This window comes from Streptomyces sp. NPDC007901, assembly GCF_042959465.1.
Lineage (GTDB): Bacteria > Actinomycetota > Actinomycetes > Streptomycetales > Streptomycetaceae > Streptomyces.
In genome coordinates this window covers 117,893-132,530 of the sequence record NZ_JBIBKW010000019.1, presented here as the reverse complement: position 1 = coordinate 132,530, position 14,638 = coordinate 117,893, and the positions used below count along the sequence as shown (strand labels likewise).

Sequence of the window (14,638 nt, the reverse complement as noted above, 5' to 3'; positions counted from 1 at the left end):
GCGTCGCATGTCCACGTCCCGCGCACGGAGAGGGGAGCCGCATGAGCGACCGGCACCATCACGAACACGCACACGCGGACGACCGGCACGGTGAGCCCGCCCACGGCCATGACCACGGCCACCAGCACGACCACGGACGCCGGCACGGGCACGGGCACGGACACCCCCGCTCCCCGTCCGGCGGCCTGCGCCATCGCCTCACCCACCTCCTCACGCCCCACTCCCACGAGACGGCCGACAAGCTCGACCCCGCCCTTGAGGCCTCGGCACGGGGCATGCGGGCGCTCTGGGTCTCGCTGGCCGTGCTCGGGGCCACGGCGCTCGTCCAGGCGGTGGTCGTGGTGCTGTCCGGCTCGGTCGCGCTGCTCGGGGACACGGTGCACAACGCGGCCGACGCGCTGACCGCCGTACCGCTGGGCATCGCCTTCGCGCTCGGGCGGCGGGCCGCCAACCGCCGCTTCACCTACGGCTACGGGCGGGCCGAGGACCTCGCCGGGATCGCGATCGTGCTGACGATCACCGCGTCGGCGCTCTTCGCCGCGTGGACGGCGGTGGACCGGCTGCTGGATCCGCGGCCCGTCACCCACGTCCCGGCGGTGGCGGTGGCCGCGCTGGTCGGGTTCGCCGGGAACGAGTGGGTGGCCCGGTACCGGATCAGGGTGGGCCGGGAGATCGGCTCGGCCGCGCTGGTGGCCGACGGACTGCACGCCCGCACCGACGGATTCACCTCGCTGGCCGTGCTGCTGGGGGCCGGCGGCGCGGCCCTCGGCTGGCAACTCGCCGACCCGATCGTGGGGTTGGCGATCACGGCCGCGATCGCGCTGGTGCTGCGGGACGCGGCCCGCGAGGTGTTCCGGCGGGTGATGGACGCCGTGGACCCGGAGCTGGTGGACCGGGCCGAGCGGGCGCTGGGCGAGGTGCCCGGGGTGCGCGCGGTGGGCGAGCTGCGGCTGCGCTGGATCGGGCACCGGCTGCGCGCCGAGGTCGCGGTCGTGGTCGACGGCGAGGCGACCGTACGGCAGGCACACGCCATCGCCGTCGAGGCGGAACACGCGCTGCTGCACGCCGTACCGCGGCTGACGGCGGCCCTGGTGCACGCGGATCCGACACCGGCGCCGGGCGAGGCGGACCCGCACCTGGCGCTGGCGCACCACCTCGTGTCGTCCTAGGCACCCAGCCCGTCGAGCACCACCGCGCCGGGAAGCTGGGCGAACGCCTTGCCGGGGACCAGGAGTTTGCCGCGGCGGCGGCCGCTGCCGACCAGGGCCCAGGGCAGGTCGACGACGGCCGAATCGACCAACAGGGGCCAGTCGCGCGGGAGTCCGATCGGGGTGATGCCGCCGTACTCCATGCCGGTCTCGCCGGTCGCCAGGTCCATCGGGGCGAACGAGGCCTTGCGGGCGCCGAGTTGGCGGCGTACGACGCCGTTGACGTCGACCTTGGTCGTGGACAGCACCAGGCAGGCGGCGAGCGTGCTCTCGCCGCCGCGCTTGCCGGCCACGACCACGCAGTTCGCGGACTGCTCCAGCAGCTCGCGCCCGTAGTGCTCGACGAAGACCGCGGTGTCCGCCCACTGCGGGTCCGTCTCGACGTAGACGATCTGGTCGGCGGGGACGGCACCACTCCAGTGGCGGACGGCGTCGGCGACCGGGGCCGTCAGCTCGTCGAGGCAGTCGGGGGCGGGGGTGGCGGTGTCGAAGTCTCCGATGGGGGCGCGCAGTCCGCACGCTAACAGCCCGGCACGGGCGGCTCAGGGCACGGGCGGGACGGAGACGGTCATCACCATCTCCATCGGCACGTCCCCGGTGTTGCCGTACACATGGGCCGTGTTCGCCTCGAAGGAGGCGCTGGCGCCCGTCGGCACCCGGTAGTCGACCCCGTCGACGGTGAGGGTCAGTTCACCGGCGGTGACATGGACGATCTCCACCGTGCCGGTGGGGTGCGGCTCCGAGGGGCTGCTCTCGCCCGGCATCAGACGCCAGTCCCACATCTCCAGCGGGCCGGGCGCCTCGGTGCCCGCGAGCAGCCGGTTGAAGCTGCCCGCCTCGGTGTGCCAGAGCCGCACGGCCTTCTCGACGGGGACGATCTGGACCTTCGGGCCCTGCTCGTAGTCGAGCAGCGTCGTGATGCTGATGCCGAGCGCGTCGCCGATCTTGACGACCGTGCCGATGCTCGGGTTGGTGCGGGCCTGCTCGATCTGGATGAGCATGCCCCGGCTGACCCCGGCCCGGGCCGCGAGCACGTCGAGGGTGAAGCCGCGCACCGAGCGCCAGTGCTTGACATTGCGGGCCAGGGACTGGGTCAGCAGGTCGAGGTCCGACACGTTCCGTCCATCGTCGAGAGCATCGCGGTCCAATATTCTGAATGACAGAGTTCAGCTTGGTGAACTACGGTGGGGTGCACCTGATCGTTCACCGAACTGTACTGCGAGGCGGGCCGTGACAGCATTCTTCGCCCTGACCACCAGTCTCCTGTGGGGACTGGCCGACTTCGGCGGCGGGCTGCTGACACGACGTGCCCCGGCGCTCACGGTGGTCGTGGTGTCGCAGGGCATCGCGGCGGTGGTCCTCGGCGTGATCGTTCTCGCCACCGGCGGCTGGAGCGAGGCCGGGCCCCGGCTGTGGTTCGCGTTCGCGGCGGGGCTGGTGGGGCCGGTGGCGCTGTTCTCCTTCTACAAGGCCCTCGCCCTGGGCCCGATGGGCGTGGTCTCCCCGCTGGCCACGCTGAGCGTCGCGGTACCGGTCGGCGTCGGGCTGTTTCTCGGCGAGCGTCCGGGGCTGATACAGGTCGCGGGCATCGCGGTCGCCGTCAGCGGGGTCGTGCTCGCGGGCGGCCCGCAGTTGCGCGGTGCGCCCGTCCAGCGCCGGACGATCCTGCTCACCCTGGTCTCGGCGGGCGGCTTCGGCACGGTCTTCGCGCTGATCACGGAGGCGTCGACCAACGTCACCGGCCTCTTCCTGGCCCTGTTCGTCCAGCGCCTGACGAGCGTCGCGACGGGCGGCGCGGCCCTGTGGCTGTCCGTGCGCAAGGGCACGCCCGCGCTGCCGGCGGGCGGCTTCGACCGGTCCACGCTCCCGGCGCTGGGCTTCGTCGGTCTCGCCGACGTCGCGGCCAACGGCACGTACTCGGTCGCCGCCCAGCACGGCCCGGTCACCGTCGCCGCGGTGCTCGCCTCGCTCTACCCCGTGGTCACCGCGCTCGCCGCCCGCGGCTTCCTCAGCGAGCGCCTGCGGGCCGTCCAGGCGGCGGGGGCGGGGCTGGCGCTGGTGGGAACCCTGCTGCTGGCCACCGGCTGAGTCAGCCCTCGGGCTCCAGCGCGGCGAGCCTCGCCACACCCTCCTCGTCCAGCTCGGCCAGCGCACGGAGCTGCTCCGGCGTCGTGCCGTCCGGGATCGGCACCGGCGCGGGGGTGCGCAGCGGCGGCTGCCAGCCGGTCTCGGGGGTCCAGCGCCGTACGACCCGGGCCGGGGCGCCCGCCACCACGGCGTGGTCGGGCACCGTGCCCCGGACCACCGCGCCGGCCGCCACCACCACGTTGCGGCCGATCCGCGCGCCCGGCAAGATCACCGCGCCGGTGCCGATCCAGCAGCCCGGGCCGATCTCCACGGGCTCCATGCGGGGCCACTGCCGGCCGATGGGCTCGTGCGGGTCGTCGTAGGAGTGGTTGGTGGAGGTGACGTAGACGTACGGGCCGAAGTAGCAGTCGCTGCCGATGGTGACCGTGGTGTCCGCGATGACGTGGCTGCCGCGGCCGAGGACCACCCCGTCGCCGATGCGCAGGATCGGGTCGGGGCCGAGGTCGAGGTCGGGCATCAGGCCCGCGGTGAGGGTGACCTGCTCGCCGACGATGCAGTGCGAGCCGAGGTGGATCCACGGCTCGCCGAAGACCGTGCCGAGCGGGAAGGCGAGGCGGGTGGCTTCGCCGAGGGCGCCGAAACGGAGCCCTGCCGGGTGCTCGGCCGTGACCGAACCGGCGCGCTGGGCCCAGGACCAGGCCGCGTGCACCGCGCGTTGGGCGAGGCGGCGGCGCCAGGACGAGAACGTGTTCTTGGGCTTCGGCACGGGGTCACGGTACTCAGCGGGGGCCGTCGGCGAGAGGGCGGGCCGCTGTGATCTTCGCCCCAGCCGGTGGCGTAGGTTGCGGGGACATCGACGACGACGGGAGACCGTGATGACGCACAAGGCGCTGATCGTGGGGATCGGCGGGCGCGAGCCGAGGATCGAGGACGAGGTGTTCGTGGCGCCGACCGCGTCGGTGATCGGGGACGTGACGCTGAAGGCCGGGGCGAGTGTCTGGTACGGCGCGGTGATCCGGGGGGATGTCGAGACGATCACCGTGGGGGCGCAGGCGAATGTGCAGGACAACGCCACGCTGCATGCGGATCCGGGGTTTCCGGTGCGGATCGGGGAGCGGGTGTCGATCGGGCACAACGCCGTGGTGCACGGGGCGACGGTGGAGGACGACTGCCTCATCGGGATGGGGGCGACCGTGTTGAACGGGGCGGTGATCGGGGCGGGATCGCTGGTGGCGGCGCAGGCGTTGGTGCCGCAGGGGATGGTGGTGCCGGCGGGGTCGTTGGTGGCGGGGGTGCCGGCGAAGGTGCGGCGGGAGTTGAGCGAGGAGGAACGGCAGGGGGTGACCCTCAACGGGACCTTGTATGCGGAGTTGGGTAAGGCGCATCGCGGGGTGCATGAGTAGGCGGGGTGGCGGGTGCGGGTGCGTGGGGGCTTGTCGCGCCCACGCGGCGGTAGCCGCACATCGATACCGCCCCGCGCCCCTTGGGTGGGTCTACTCACCGGCGCTTACAGGTTCGGCTTCCTTCTCCGTGACCTGGACCTTCTTGGCCTTGCGGCGGACGATCAGCATGGAGGCCAGGCCGAAGAGGACGGCTGCTGCCAGGCCCACGTACGAGAACCTCTTCAGCCAGTCCTCGGCGACGATACCGACGTAGTAGACGACCGCTGTCGTGCCGCCGGCCCAGCAGATGCCGCCGAGGAGGTTGGCGGTGAGGAACTTCCAGTAGGGCATGTGGAGGACGCCTGCCAGGGGGCCCGCGAAGATGCGGAGGAGGGCGATGAAGCGGCCGAAGAAGACGGCCCACATGCCCCACTTCTCGAAGGAGCGCTCGGCGGTGGCCACGTGGCCCTCGCTGAAGTGTCTCGGGAACTTCGCGCCGAGCCAGGCGAGGAGGGGCCGGCCGCCCTTGCGGCCGATCGCGTAGCCGATGGAGTCGCCGATCACCGCGCCCGCGGTGGCGCAGGCGCCGAGGACGAACGGGTTGACGCCCGAGTGCTGGGAGGAGAGCAGCGCGGCGGAGACCAGGACGATCTCGCCGGGCAGCGGGATGCCCAGGCTCTCCAGCCCGATGACCAGCGCCACCACTGCGTAGACGGCGACCGCCGGTACCGAGTCGAGCCATTCCTGGACGTGCACCGCCGGTTCCTCCCCTGTCGCGTGCTCCTTCCCCAGGAAGGCTACCGGGTCGGCGGGGTACCACAGCGCCCGTGGCACCCACCCGCCCTCCCGCCTTCGGTTTTCGGACATCCGGGTGTCATACGGGACGGGAAGGCTCCCCGGCGGTCTCGCTCGCTCGTGGCTCCCCACCACGGGCCCCCTGTGGAAGGACAACGTCCCCGTGTCCTCACTGTCCTCACTGTCCCCGCCCTGCCCCGACGCGCCGCCCGTGCGTCCGCTGCGGGCGCCCTCGATGGCGGGCCGGCCGCTCCGGCTCGCCCTGTGTCTGTCCCCGCTGCTCATCGCGGCGATCTGGGGGCTGACCAACCAGTCGCTGTTGTACGAGGGCGTCACCCGGCTCGCGCACGCCGAACCGGCGTGGCTGCTGGCCGCGGGCGCCTTCACCTGCCTGACCTGGGTGGTGGCCGCCTGCATGCGGCAGGGCGCCGTGTCCGACCGGCTGCCACCCGGGCTGCTGCTGGCCTCGCAGTTCGCCGCCGGCGCCGCCAACCACGCGCTGCCCGCCGGGCTCGGCGCGCACGCCGTCACCGTGCGGTTCCTGCGTACCCGGGGTGTCCCCCTGGAGCGGGCCACCGCCTCGGTCGCGCTGTACTCGGTGGCCAAGTCGGGCGCGAAGGCGGTCGTGCTGATCGTGTTCCTGCTGTCCTCGTCCGCCTGGCGGCGGCTGGGCGAGCTGCTCCCGGACGGTGTGGTGCTGATCCCCGTCGCCGCGGTGCTCACCCTGACGGGCGTGGCGATGGCCGTCGTGCGACCGCTGCGGCGGCCGGTGACCGGGCTGGTGCGGTCGGCGTTCACCGACGCGCGGACGGTGCACGCGCGGCCCGCCCGGGTGCTGGCCCTGTGGGGCGGGGCCACGGCGATGCCGCTGGTGCAGGCGAGCGTGCTGGCCTGCACCGGGGAGGCGCTGGGGCTGGGGCTGTCGTGGACGGACGTGACGCTGGCGTATCTGGCGGCGGGCACGGCCGGCGGTGCCGTGCCGGTGCCCGGCGGGGTCGCGGTGGACGCGGCGCTGGTGTTCACGCTGGCCGCGTTCGGCTCCCCGCTGGCGGTGGCCACCGCGACCGTGATCGGCTACCGCGTGCTGACCGACTGGGTGCCGCTGCTGCCGGGCGCCCTGGTGCTGTCGGCGATGATCCGGGCGAAGGTGCTGTGAGGCCGCTTCAGTCGCGGCGGGCGACGATGCGGTAGGCGTTGGAGACGCGGAGGCGGTGTGAGAGGGGCCGGACCGCGAAGCGGTCCAGGAGGGTGCCCGCGATCAGGGCCGGGATGCCCGCGATGAGCAGCGTGGCGCGGAGTGTCTTCTGGAGGGTGCCGGGCGGTTTCGGCAGCCAGGGGGCGTCCTCGCGCGGGGCGGTGTGGTCCAGGGCGAGCCAGACGGCCGCCAGCAGGTCGACGGGGTCGTGGGCCTCGGCGTGCTGTTCGGCGACGACGGTGAAGCCGAGTTCGGTGAGGCGGGCGCGGAGGTTGGCGGCCGGGACGAAGTGCAGGTGCTGCGGCTGGAGCCACGGGAGCCACCAGCGGCCCAGGAGGCGGGCGTAGCGGCTCTCGGGGTCCGGGACCTCGATGAGGAGGTGGCCGCCGGGGCGTACCGTCTCGTGGGCGGCGCGCAGTTCGCGGTCCGGGTCGGTGCTGTGCTCCAGGTAGTGGAACATGCTGACCACGTCGTAGCGGGCGGTGAGGTCGGCGGCCAGGTCGGGGAAGGCACCGCGGTAGGCGTGCTCCACGCGGCCCTCGCGGGCGGCGAGTTCGACGCCGTCGGTGAAGTCGAGGCCGTCGAAGGCGGTGCCGGGCAGCACCTCGCGGGCGGCCTCGCAGAAGTGGCCGTGGCCGGTGCCGACGTCGAGCCAGTTCTTGGGGGTCGGATCGTGCGGGACCATCGACTCGGCGCGGCCCTGGTACATCTTGGTGCGGCCGCCGAAGGTGCCGCTCATCTTCTGCTCGCCGAGGCCGTCGTAGAAGTCGCGGTAGTAGAACTCCAGGCCGGCCTCGTTCAGGCGCGGGTTCTGGAAGGTGTGCCCGCAGTCCTGGCAGCGGTCGAGGGCGAAGGCGCCGGGCTTGTGCTGGAGCAGGTCGGTGGTGCGCAGCCGGGTGGTGAGCCGGTCGGAGCCGCACCAGGGGCAGGAGGTGCGCCGGGGCTCGAAGAAGCGGTCGGTTCCCTCGGCCAGGGCCCGCTGGTAGGCGGAGCGCAGCGCCTCGATCTCACTCTGCTTGCTCATCGGGTCTCCTCGGCTGCCAGGGCTTCCAGGTGGGCCGCCGCGGCCGGCGCGCCGCCCGCCGCGCGGAAGGCGGCGCGGATCCGGGCCGCGGCCGTGCGGTGGGCGGGTTCGTACAGGACGGTGTCGAGGGCCTCGCCCAGCCGGTCGGCGGTGACCCGGCCGAACCTGACCCGGATGCCCGCGCCCGCGTCGACGACCTGCCCGGCGATCACCGGCTGGTCGTCGCGGATCGGGGCGACGACCAGCGGGACGCCGTGCCACAGCGCCTCGCACACGGTGTTGTGCCCGGCGTGGCAGACGACCGCGTCGACCCGTTCCAGGAGCGGGAGTTGGGGCAGCGAGGGGAGCACGAGGACGTCTTTGTCGTCGAGTGCGGGCGGCAGGGTGGCACCGGGGTCGGCGACCAGCGCCTGGACCCGGTCGGCCCGGTCGCGTACGGCGCTCACGCACTCGGCCAGGAACCGCGCGCCCGCGTCCGCGTTGGCGGTGCCCAGGGAGACGAGGACCCGCTCCCGGCCCGGGTCCAGCCAGTCCCAGGGGAAGCCGTCGGCGGCCGGGCGGGCGGAGATCGACGGGCCGACGTACCGGATCGCCGGACGGTCGGTGCTGCCCGCCAGCTCGGGGGTGGTGAAGGCGAGCGTCAGCCGCGGCGAGAAGCGCGGGTCGGCGCTGCCCGCCGGGTCCCCGATGCGCTCACGCAGTTCGGCCAGGCGGGCCCGGAGCCACTCGGCGACCTTGGGGATGCCGTCGTACGCCCCGCCGAACTCGGCGGACGTGGTCGCCGAGGTCGCCCAGGGCAGGCCGAGCCGCTCGGCCACCAGGGCGCCGGCGAAGGCCTGCTGGTCGGCGACGACGACGTCGGGGCGGAAGGCGTCGGCGGCGTCCCGGACCCCGGGCGCCATCGCGTCGGCGAGCGGCACCAGGAACCACTCCCACAGGAACCTCAGCGCCTCCGCGCCCCGCAGGTCGGCGGGGCGTTCGCCCTCCACGGCGCCCGCGCACGGGAACACCGTGGCCTCCGGTCCCGCGAGCCGGTGCACCAGGCCGGCGTCCGGGCAGACCCAGGCCACCCGGTGCCCGCGCGCGGTGAGTTCGGCGGCGACGCCGACGGCCGGGTTGATGTGCCCGACCAGCGGCGGGACGACGAACAGGAAGCCGCTCACCGGACCCCGGCCGTCCGCGCCGAGCCGACCGAGTGGATCAGCTCCAGGATGTGGCCGCCGACCGTGCCGGACGCCTCGACCAGCACGGAGTGCTCGTGCCCCGGCAGCACCACGGACCGGTAGTCCGCCAGCAGCGCCTCCTTCAGCGGCACCGCCTCCACGAGGTCCGAGTCGCCGCCGTACACCCCGAGGACCGGGCAGCGAACGGCGCTGATCTGCTCCTCGGTGAGGACCCGGCTGGCGGGGATGTCCCGGCCGAGGCTGGTCTCGCGGGCGAGCCGGGCCGCCCCCTTGGCCAGGCGGGCGGTGTTGTGGCTGCGGTGGGCGGTGATCCAGGCGATCGCGTCCGACTCGTTGTGGGCGAGCTCGGTGACCACCCGGTGCAGGATGCCGCCGAGTTTCGCGGCCCAGGCGGCGGTCGCCGGTTCGGACTCGATGAGGGTCAGGCTGGCCGTGCGCCCGGGGTGGCGGGCCGCGTAGCCGAAGGCGATGGTGCCGCCGTAGGAGTTGCCGACGAGGTGGACCGGGCCGGTGATCGACAGGTGGTCGAGCAGGGCCTCCAGGTCGTCGATGTTGTGGTCGAGGGTGTAGCCGCCGGGCGGACGGCCGCTGCGGCCGTGGCCCCGCAGGTCGTACATGACCACGTCGAGGCCGGAGGCGGCGAAGGCGGGGGCCACGGTGAAGTAGTAGCTGGCCAGGCTGTCGGTGAGCAGTCCGTGGACGAGGACCACGGTGGCGACGGGGACCCGGCCCTCCGCCGGGCCCATTCTCTGCACGTGCAGCCGGACGTCTCCGGTGTCGACGATCGCCATGGCTCAGCCCGCCTCCGTGGCCTTGAGGCTCCACACGACGTACTCGACGAGCCGGCCGACGGTCAGCTCGATGATCTCGTCGAACTCCATCCCGGCCAGGAACTCGGCGAAGTTGACCCGCTTGCCGTACCGCTCCTCGAGCAGCCCGGCGAGGGTGACCAGGTCGATGCTCTCCAGCTCCAGGTCGCGGTTGAAGGTGGTGCTCATGCCGATCTCGGCGTCGTCGTCGCCGTACTCCTCCAGCAGGGTGCGGAGCATCCGGCCGAGATCGGCGAGCACCGCCTCCTCGTCGGCGCGGACTTCGGGCTCGGTGGGGTTCATCGCGGGTCCTCCTCTGGGTCTGCGGCTGCCGGTCCGGTCGTCCAGGCCACGACGTAGTCGCGGTCCGGCAGTGCGGGGGGATTGCGGACCGGCGCGCAGTGCACCGGGTAGGCGCGTTCCAGCCGGCCCGAGACCAGCAGCAGGCTGCCGTCCGGGGCCGCCTCCAGGACGGCGAAGTCCCTGGGCCGGCCGTCGAATCCGGTGCCCTCCGCCTTGGCGACGGCCTCCTTGGCGGCCCAGAACCGGGTGAACCACAGCGCGCCGGTCCCGCCCGTGGAGAGCGTGCGCAGCAGCCGGAGTTCGTCCGCGCCGAGCGCCGCCTCCAGGGTGGCCGGGTCGCGTTCGGTGACCTCTTCGAGGTCGATGCCCGGGCCGGGTCCCGGGGTGTGCGGCCGTACGATCGCCACGGCCGCCTCGGCCCGGTGGGCGAGGGAGACGTCCAGGGCGGGCAGCGCGCGGCCGTGCACGCCGACCACGTACGGGCGGCCCGACGCGTCGTTGCGGACCCGCAGTTCGGCCGGGAAGACGGGGCCCTCGCCGTGCTGCCAGAGCCACTGCCGTACCGCGTCCTTGGCGGCGATCCGGCCGAGCAGCCACTGCCGGCGGCCGCGCGGCGGGCGCTCGGCGTACTCCGAACGCTCCGCCCCGCCCAGCGAGTTGCGCATGATCAGCTCACGGGAGGCCAGGTCCGGCCAGCGTTCGTGGAGCAGTACCCAGCCGCCGGGCCGGGCCTCGGAGAGGGTGTTGCGCTCGGGGAAGCGCTCGACGGGGCGGGTCTGCGGGTCGTTGTCGAAGCGGCGGTCCTGCCAGCCGCCGATGCTCGCCCAGAGCCGGTCGTCGACGGTGAGCTCCACGTCCGCCTCGAGGACGGTGTCGGTGAGCGAGGTGATCCGCACCAGGCAGCCGACCTCGGTGCCGGGGGCCGGGTGCGGGCCGTGGAAGCGCATCTCCCGCATCTGCACGGGGAAGACGACGGTCCGCTCGGTGCGGGTGGCCATGATCCAGTAGCCGAGGATCTGGCCGACGTTGTCGAGGAGCGCGCCCGGGGCGGCGGGCGTGGTGATCACTCCGCGGACGTGCCGGTCGCCGATCGCGGTGAGCTCGGTGACGCCCTGGAACGCCGGGCCGTGGAACATCCAGCGCTCGGAGTAGAGCTGGGCGGCGGTGTGGTCGGGGGTGCGTTCGGGGGCCGGGGGGCGCGCGGGGGCGGCGGAGGGTGGCGCGTATCCCGGGGCGAGTTCGACGACCGCACGGGCGGTGGGGCCGAAGGTGACGGAGACCCGGCCGGGTCCCTCGGGGGTGACGGTGACCGGGACGTCGACGGCGGGGGTGGCGGTGAGCCAGCGGTCGAAGCGGGCCCGGTGCACGGCCACCGCCCGCAGACCGGTGGCCTCCTCCGCCGCGTCCGTCATGTGCCGGACGATCGTGGTGGCGGGGACCACCGGCCAACGGTCCTCGACGTCCGGCCAGTCGGGGCGCTGCGGGAAGAAGCAGTGGTCGAGGAGGTGGGGCATCGCCTCGGGGGACACCCGCAGGGTGCCGGCGCGGGATGGTGGGGCTGCGGCGGCCGGGACGTGGGGGCGGGGGCCGGGGGGCGGGGTGGGGGTGCGGGACGACGTGGCCGGAGGCCCGGATCTCACGGCCGACGGCACGGGTGCCGTGTCCGGCGGCACGGGAATCGCGGCCGACGGCACGGGAGTCCTGGCCGGAGCCGCGGATGTCGTGCGCATCGCGCCGAGTACGGCGGCCGCCGTGTCGGCGGTGTCGCGCAGGAGCGCGCTCAGTTCGGCGGCGGCCGGGATGCGTACGGCGAGGTCGTCGAGCGGGGACGAGCCCGCGGCGGCGTGCCGGGGGACCGGCGTCGCCGTGCCCCGCGCTCCGCCGCCCAGCTCGGCACGGAGTGCGGCGAGAACCGGCCCGTCCAGGGACACCAGCGCGCCGCCGAGGTCCAGACGGACGGGCGGGCGGTGTCGTACGGCCGTGGTCGCGCCGCTCGCCGCCACCGGCACCGCCGGGGCCACCGTGCCGCCCGCCGTCCACAACGCGGTGGCCACGCGCCGGAGTTGGGCCATGCCGGAGCGGTGCGGGGAGTTGGCGGCGACGGCCAGGTGGTCGCGGTCGCCGAGGATGTCGCCGATGAGGGAGGCCAGTTGGCCGGGGCCGGTCTGCACGAAGGTGCGGTGCCCGGCGGTGTAGAGGGCCTCGACCAGCTGCCGGAAGCGGACGGGCTCCAGCAGGTGCCGGACGAACAGCTCCCGCACCGCCGACTCGGCCTCCGGGAAGGGCGCCGCGGTGGTGCCGGACCAGACCGGGACGGTCGGCCGGTGCAGCCGGAAGCGCTCGGCGGCCTCCTTGATGGGGGTCAGGTACGGCTCCAGCATCGGCGTGTGGAAGCCGGACCGGAACGGCAGCACCTGGCACAGGACACCGTCGGCGCGGAAGGCGCGGACGAAGCCCTCCACGGCCCGGTCGGGGCCACAGACCATGGACTGGCCCGGCGCGTTGTCGTGGGAGAGGACGATCCCGGCGTCCGCCCAGTCGTCGTCGAGTGCGGCGAGGACCCGGTCGGCGGGGGCGCCGATCGCGGCGAAGGCGAGGCCGGGGACGGTGACCGCGTCGGGGTCGAACTCGCCCATGAACGCGTCGACCTGCTCGCCCGAGTAGAGCCCGGCGACCGCCATCGCCGTCCACTCGCCGACGCTGTGCCCGGCGACGGCGTCCGGGACCACGCCCATCCGGCGGAGCGCCTTGTCGAGCAGCCGCCCCACGCCGACGACACCGAACCCATGACGGCCTACGTCACCGACCCGCACGCCCTGTGCGACGGGCCCGGCGACGGTGGGGAGGCCGAAATGCGCGGCGATGTCGTCGACGCGGGGAGTGAACTCGCCTTCCAGACCCGGGAAGACGAAGGCCAGTCCGCCGGTGCGCAGCAGCGGGACGGGCCGGAACCACACGTCGTTGCGGCCCTGCCAGGCCCGGCCCTTGCCGACGGCGCGGCGGGCGAGGGCGAGCCGTCGGCCGGTGGGGTCGACGACGCCGAGCCGGACCGGGCCCGCCTCCGGGTGGGTGCCGACGGGGTCGAGACCGGCGGCGAGGAGGGCGGAGTCGGAGGTGTCCAGCAGCTCGGCGAGGCCGTCGGCGCTGTCGGCGGCGAGCAGCAGGATGCGCTCGGGCTCGGTGGCCTGGACGCGGGCGGGACGGGTGGCCTGCTGCCCGCGCGGTGCCTCCTCCAGCACCACGTGCGCGTTGATCCCGCCGAACCCGAAGGCGTTCACCCCGGCCCTGCGGACCGGCCGTTCGGGGGTGGTCTCCCAGGGTTCGGCCCGGTCCAGGGTGCGGAAGCGGGTGGCGGCGAGGGCCGGGTGCGGGTCGTCGCAGTGCAGGGTGGGCAGCAGGGTGGCGTGGTGCAGGGCGAGGGCCGCCTTCACCAGGCCCGCGACTCCGGCGGCCGGCATGGTGTGGCCGATCATCGACTTCACCGAGCCCAGTACGGCGCGCTCGTCACTGAGCCCGTTGGATCCGCTGGGCCCGAACACCTCCGCGAGGGTGGTGAGTTCGGCCGTGTCGCCGGCCGGGGTCGCGGTGCCGTGCGCCTCCAGGAGGCCGACCGAGTGCGGTGCGGCGGGGTCGAGTCCGGCGGCCCGCCAGGCCTGGCGTACGGCATGGGCCTGGCCGCCGGGGTCGGGGTTGACGAGTCCGGCCCTGCGGCCGTCGCTGGCCACCCCGGTGCCCCGGATCACGGCGTAGACGCGGTCGCCGTCCCGTTCGGCGTCGGCGAGGCGCTTGAGGACGACGACTCCGGTGCCCTCGCCGATCAGGATGCCGTCGGCGTCGCGGTGGAAGGGGCGGATGCGCTCACTCGGGGAGAGGGCGCGCAGCTGGGAGAACACGCTCCACAGGGTGATGTCGTGGCAGTGGTGCACTCCCCCGGCGAGCATCAGGTCGCACCGCCCGGCGGTGAGTTCGGTGACGGCCTGGTCGACGGCGACGAGCGAGGAGGCGCAGGCCGCGTCCACGGTGTAGGCGGGGCCGCGCAGGTCGAGGCGGTTGGCGATGCGGGAGGCGGCGAGGTTGGGCACCAGGCCGATCGCCGACTCGGGGCTGGCCGGGCCGAGCCGCTCGGTGAACGCCTCCCGGACCCGGGCCAGTTGGCCGGGGGTGAGGTCGGGCACCAACTCGCCCAGGGTGCGCACGAGTTGTCCGGCGGTCCGGACCCGCTGGTCGAGCCGGACCAGGCCGGGGGTGAGGTAGCCGCCCCGGCCCAGCACCACGCCGATCCGGTGCCGTTCGGGCAGCCGTTCCTCGCCGCCGGCGTCGGCGATCGCGGCGGCGGCCACGTCGAGGGCGATCAGCTGGTCGGGTTCGGTGCCGTCGACGGAGTTCGGCATGATCCCGTACCGGGTGACCTCGACCTCGGCGAGGCCGTCCACGAAGCCGCCACGCCGGCAGTAGACCTGGTCGGGGACGGCGGGCCCGGTCGCGGAGCCCGGCCGGTAGTAGTCCGCGTCCCAGCGCCCTTCCGGCACCTCGCCGATGGCGTCCACGCCGTCGCGCAGATTTCTCCAGTACGCGTCGAGGCCCGCGGCGCCGGGGAGCAGCACCGCCATGCCCACGATCGCGACCGGTGTCTGACGGTCGTCGGTCATG

13 protein-coding genes are annotated in these 14,638 nt (G+C 74.3%); 4 read left to right on the top strand and 9 right to left on the bottom strand.

Annotation, left to right across the window (positions count from 1 at the left end; translation table 11 throughout):
• Positions 1 to 41 precede the first annotated feature (41 nt).
• On the top strand, positions 42 to 1,169 hold the full coding sequence (locus ACFZDK_RS42275) for a cation diffusion facilitator family transporter (protein WP_390980921.1): 1,128 nt from the start codon (positions 42 to 44) through the stop codon (positions 1,167 to 1,169).
• Here ACFZDK_RS42275 and ACFZDK_RS42270 read toward each other — a convergent pair.
• Together ACFZDK_RS42270 and ACFZDK_RS42265 are read right to left on the bottom strand one after the other, a co-directional pair.
• Positions 1,166 to 1,720, bottom strand: a complete 555-nt coding sequence (locus tag ACFZDK_RS42270) for a YbaK/EbsC family protein (protein WP_390981063.1) — start codon at positions 1,718 to 1,720, stop codon at positions 1,166 to 1,168. The two genes, ACFZDK_RS42275 and ACFZDK_RS42270, sit on opposite strands and share 4 nt — an antisense overlap.
• A 30-nt stretch (positions 1,721 to 1,750) precedes the next feature.
• A complete protein-coding gene (locus ACFZDK_RS42265; protein WP_390980919.1) occupies positions 1,751 to 2,323 on the bottom strand; it encodes a cupin domain-containing protein in 573 nt (190 codons plus the stop codon).
• Positions 2,324 to 2,438: 115 nt separating this feature from the next.
• Here ACFZDK_RS42265 and ACFZDK_RS42260 point away from each other — a divergent pair, with 115 nt between their 5' ends.
• Positions 2,439 to 3,296 carry an EamA family transporter gene (locus tag ACFZDK_RS42260; RefSeq protein ID WP_390980917.1) on the top strand — a complete coding sequence of 286 codons (858 nt, stop codon included), beginning with the start codon at positions 2,439 to 2,441 and terminating at the stop codon, positions 3,294 to 3,296.
• A 1-nt stretch (position 3,297) separates the two neighbouring features.
• Here ACFZDK_RS42260 and ACFZDK_RS42255 read toward each other — a convergent pair whose 3' ends face one another.
• Positions 3,298 to 4,062: a DapH/DapD/GlmU-related protein gene (locus tag ACFZDK_RS42255; protein WP_390980915.1), complete on the bottom strand. Its 765-nt coding sequence runs from the start codon at positions 4,060 to 4,062 to the stop codon at positions 3,298 to 3,300.
• Between the two features lie 109 nt (positions 4,063 to 4,171).
• Here ACFZDK_RS42255 and ACFZDK_RS42250 point away from each other — a divergent pair, with 109 nt between their 5' ends.
• Positions 4,172 to 4,699, top strand: coding sequence for a DapH/DapD/GlmU-related protein (locus ACFZDK_RS42250; protein WP_390980913.1), 528 nt, complete (start codon positions 4,172 to 4,174; stop codon positions 4,697 to 4,699).
• A gap of 90 nt (positions 4,700 to 4,789) precedes the next feature.
• Here the strand turns inward: ACFZDK_RS42250 and ACFZDK_RS42245 are convergent, their stop codons facing one another.
• Positions 4,790 to 5,434, bottom strand: coding sequence for a VTT domain-containing protein (locus tag ACFZDK_RS42245; protein WP_390981061.1), 645 nt, complete (start codon positions 5,432 to 5,434; stop codon positions 4,790 to 4,792).
• Between the two features lie 202 nt (positions 5,435 to 5,636).
• Here ACFZDK_RS42245 and ACFZDK_RS42240 point away from each other — a divergent pair, with 202 nt between their 5' ends.
• Positions 5,637 to 6,629 (top strand): lysylphosphatidylglycerol synthase domain-containing protein, encoded by a 993-nt coding sequence (locus ACFZDK_RS42240; protein ID WP_390980911.1) that lies wholly within the window; start codon positions 5,637 to 5,639, stop codon positions 6,627 to 6,629.
• A 7-nt stretch (positions 6,630 to 6,636) separates the two neighbouring features.
• Here the strand turns inward: ACFZDK_RS42240 and ACFZDK_RS42235 are convergent, their stop codons facing one another.
• From ACFZDK_RS42235 to ACFZDK_RS42215, 5 genes are read right to left on the bottom strand one after another with little or no spacing between them, the layout of a single operon-like run.
• Complete coding sequence (locus ACFZDK_RS42235; protein ID WP_390980909.1) at positions 6,637 to 7,692, bottom strand: methyltransferase domain-containing protein; 1,056 nt, start codon at positions 7,690 to 7,692, stop codon at positions 6,637 to 6,639.
• Positions 7,689 to 8,855, bottom strand: coding sequence for a nucleotide disphospho-sugar-binding domain-containing protein (locus ACFZDK_RS42230; RefSeq protein WP_390980907.1), 1,167 nt, complete (start codon positions 8,853 to 8,855; stop codon positions 7,689 to 7,691). The genes ACFZDK_RS42235 and ACFZDK_RS42230 overlap by 4 nt, the downstream gene beginning before the upstream one ends.
• A complete protein-coding gene (locus tag ACFZDK_RS42225) occupies positions 8,852 to 9,667 on the bottom strand; it encodes an alpha/beta fold hydrolase (protein ID WP_390980905.1) in 816 nt (271 codons plus the stop codon). Before ACFZDK_RS42225 ends, ACFZDK_RS42230 begins: the two co-directional genes overlap by 4 nt.
• A gap of 3 nt (positions 9,668 to 9,670) precedes the next feature.
• The gene (locus ACFZDK_RS42220) at positions 9,671 to 9,988 is read right to left on the bottom strand and encodes an acyl carrier protein (RefSeq protein ID WP_359226744.1); all 318 of its coding nucleotides are present in this window, start codon (positions 9,986 to 9,988) and stop codon (positions 9,671 to 9,673) included.
• The gene (locus ACFZDK_RS42215; protein WP_390980902.1) at positions 9,985 to 14,637 is read right to left on the bottom strand and encodes a beta-ketoacyl synthase N-terminal-like domain-containing protein; all 4,653 of its coding nucleotides are present in this window, start codon (positions 14,635 to 14,637) and stop codon (positions 9,985 to 9,987) included. The genes ACFZDK_RS42220 and ACFZDK_RS42215 overlap by 4 nt, the downstream gene beginning before the upstream one ends.
• Position 14,638 lies beyond the last annotated feature (1 nt).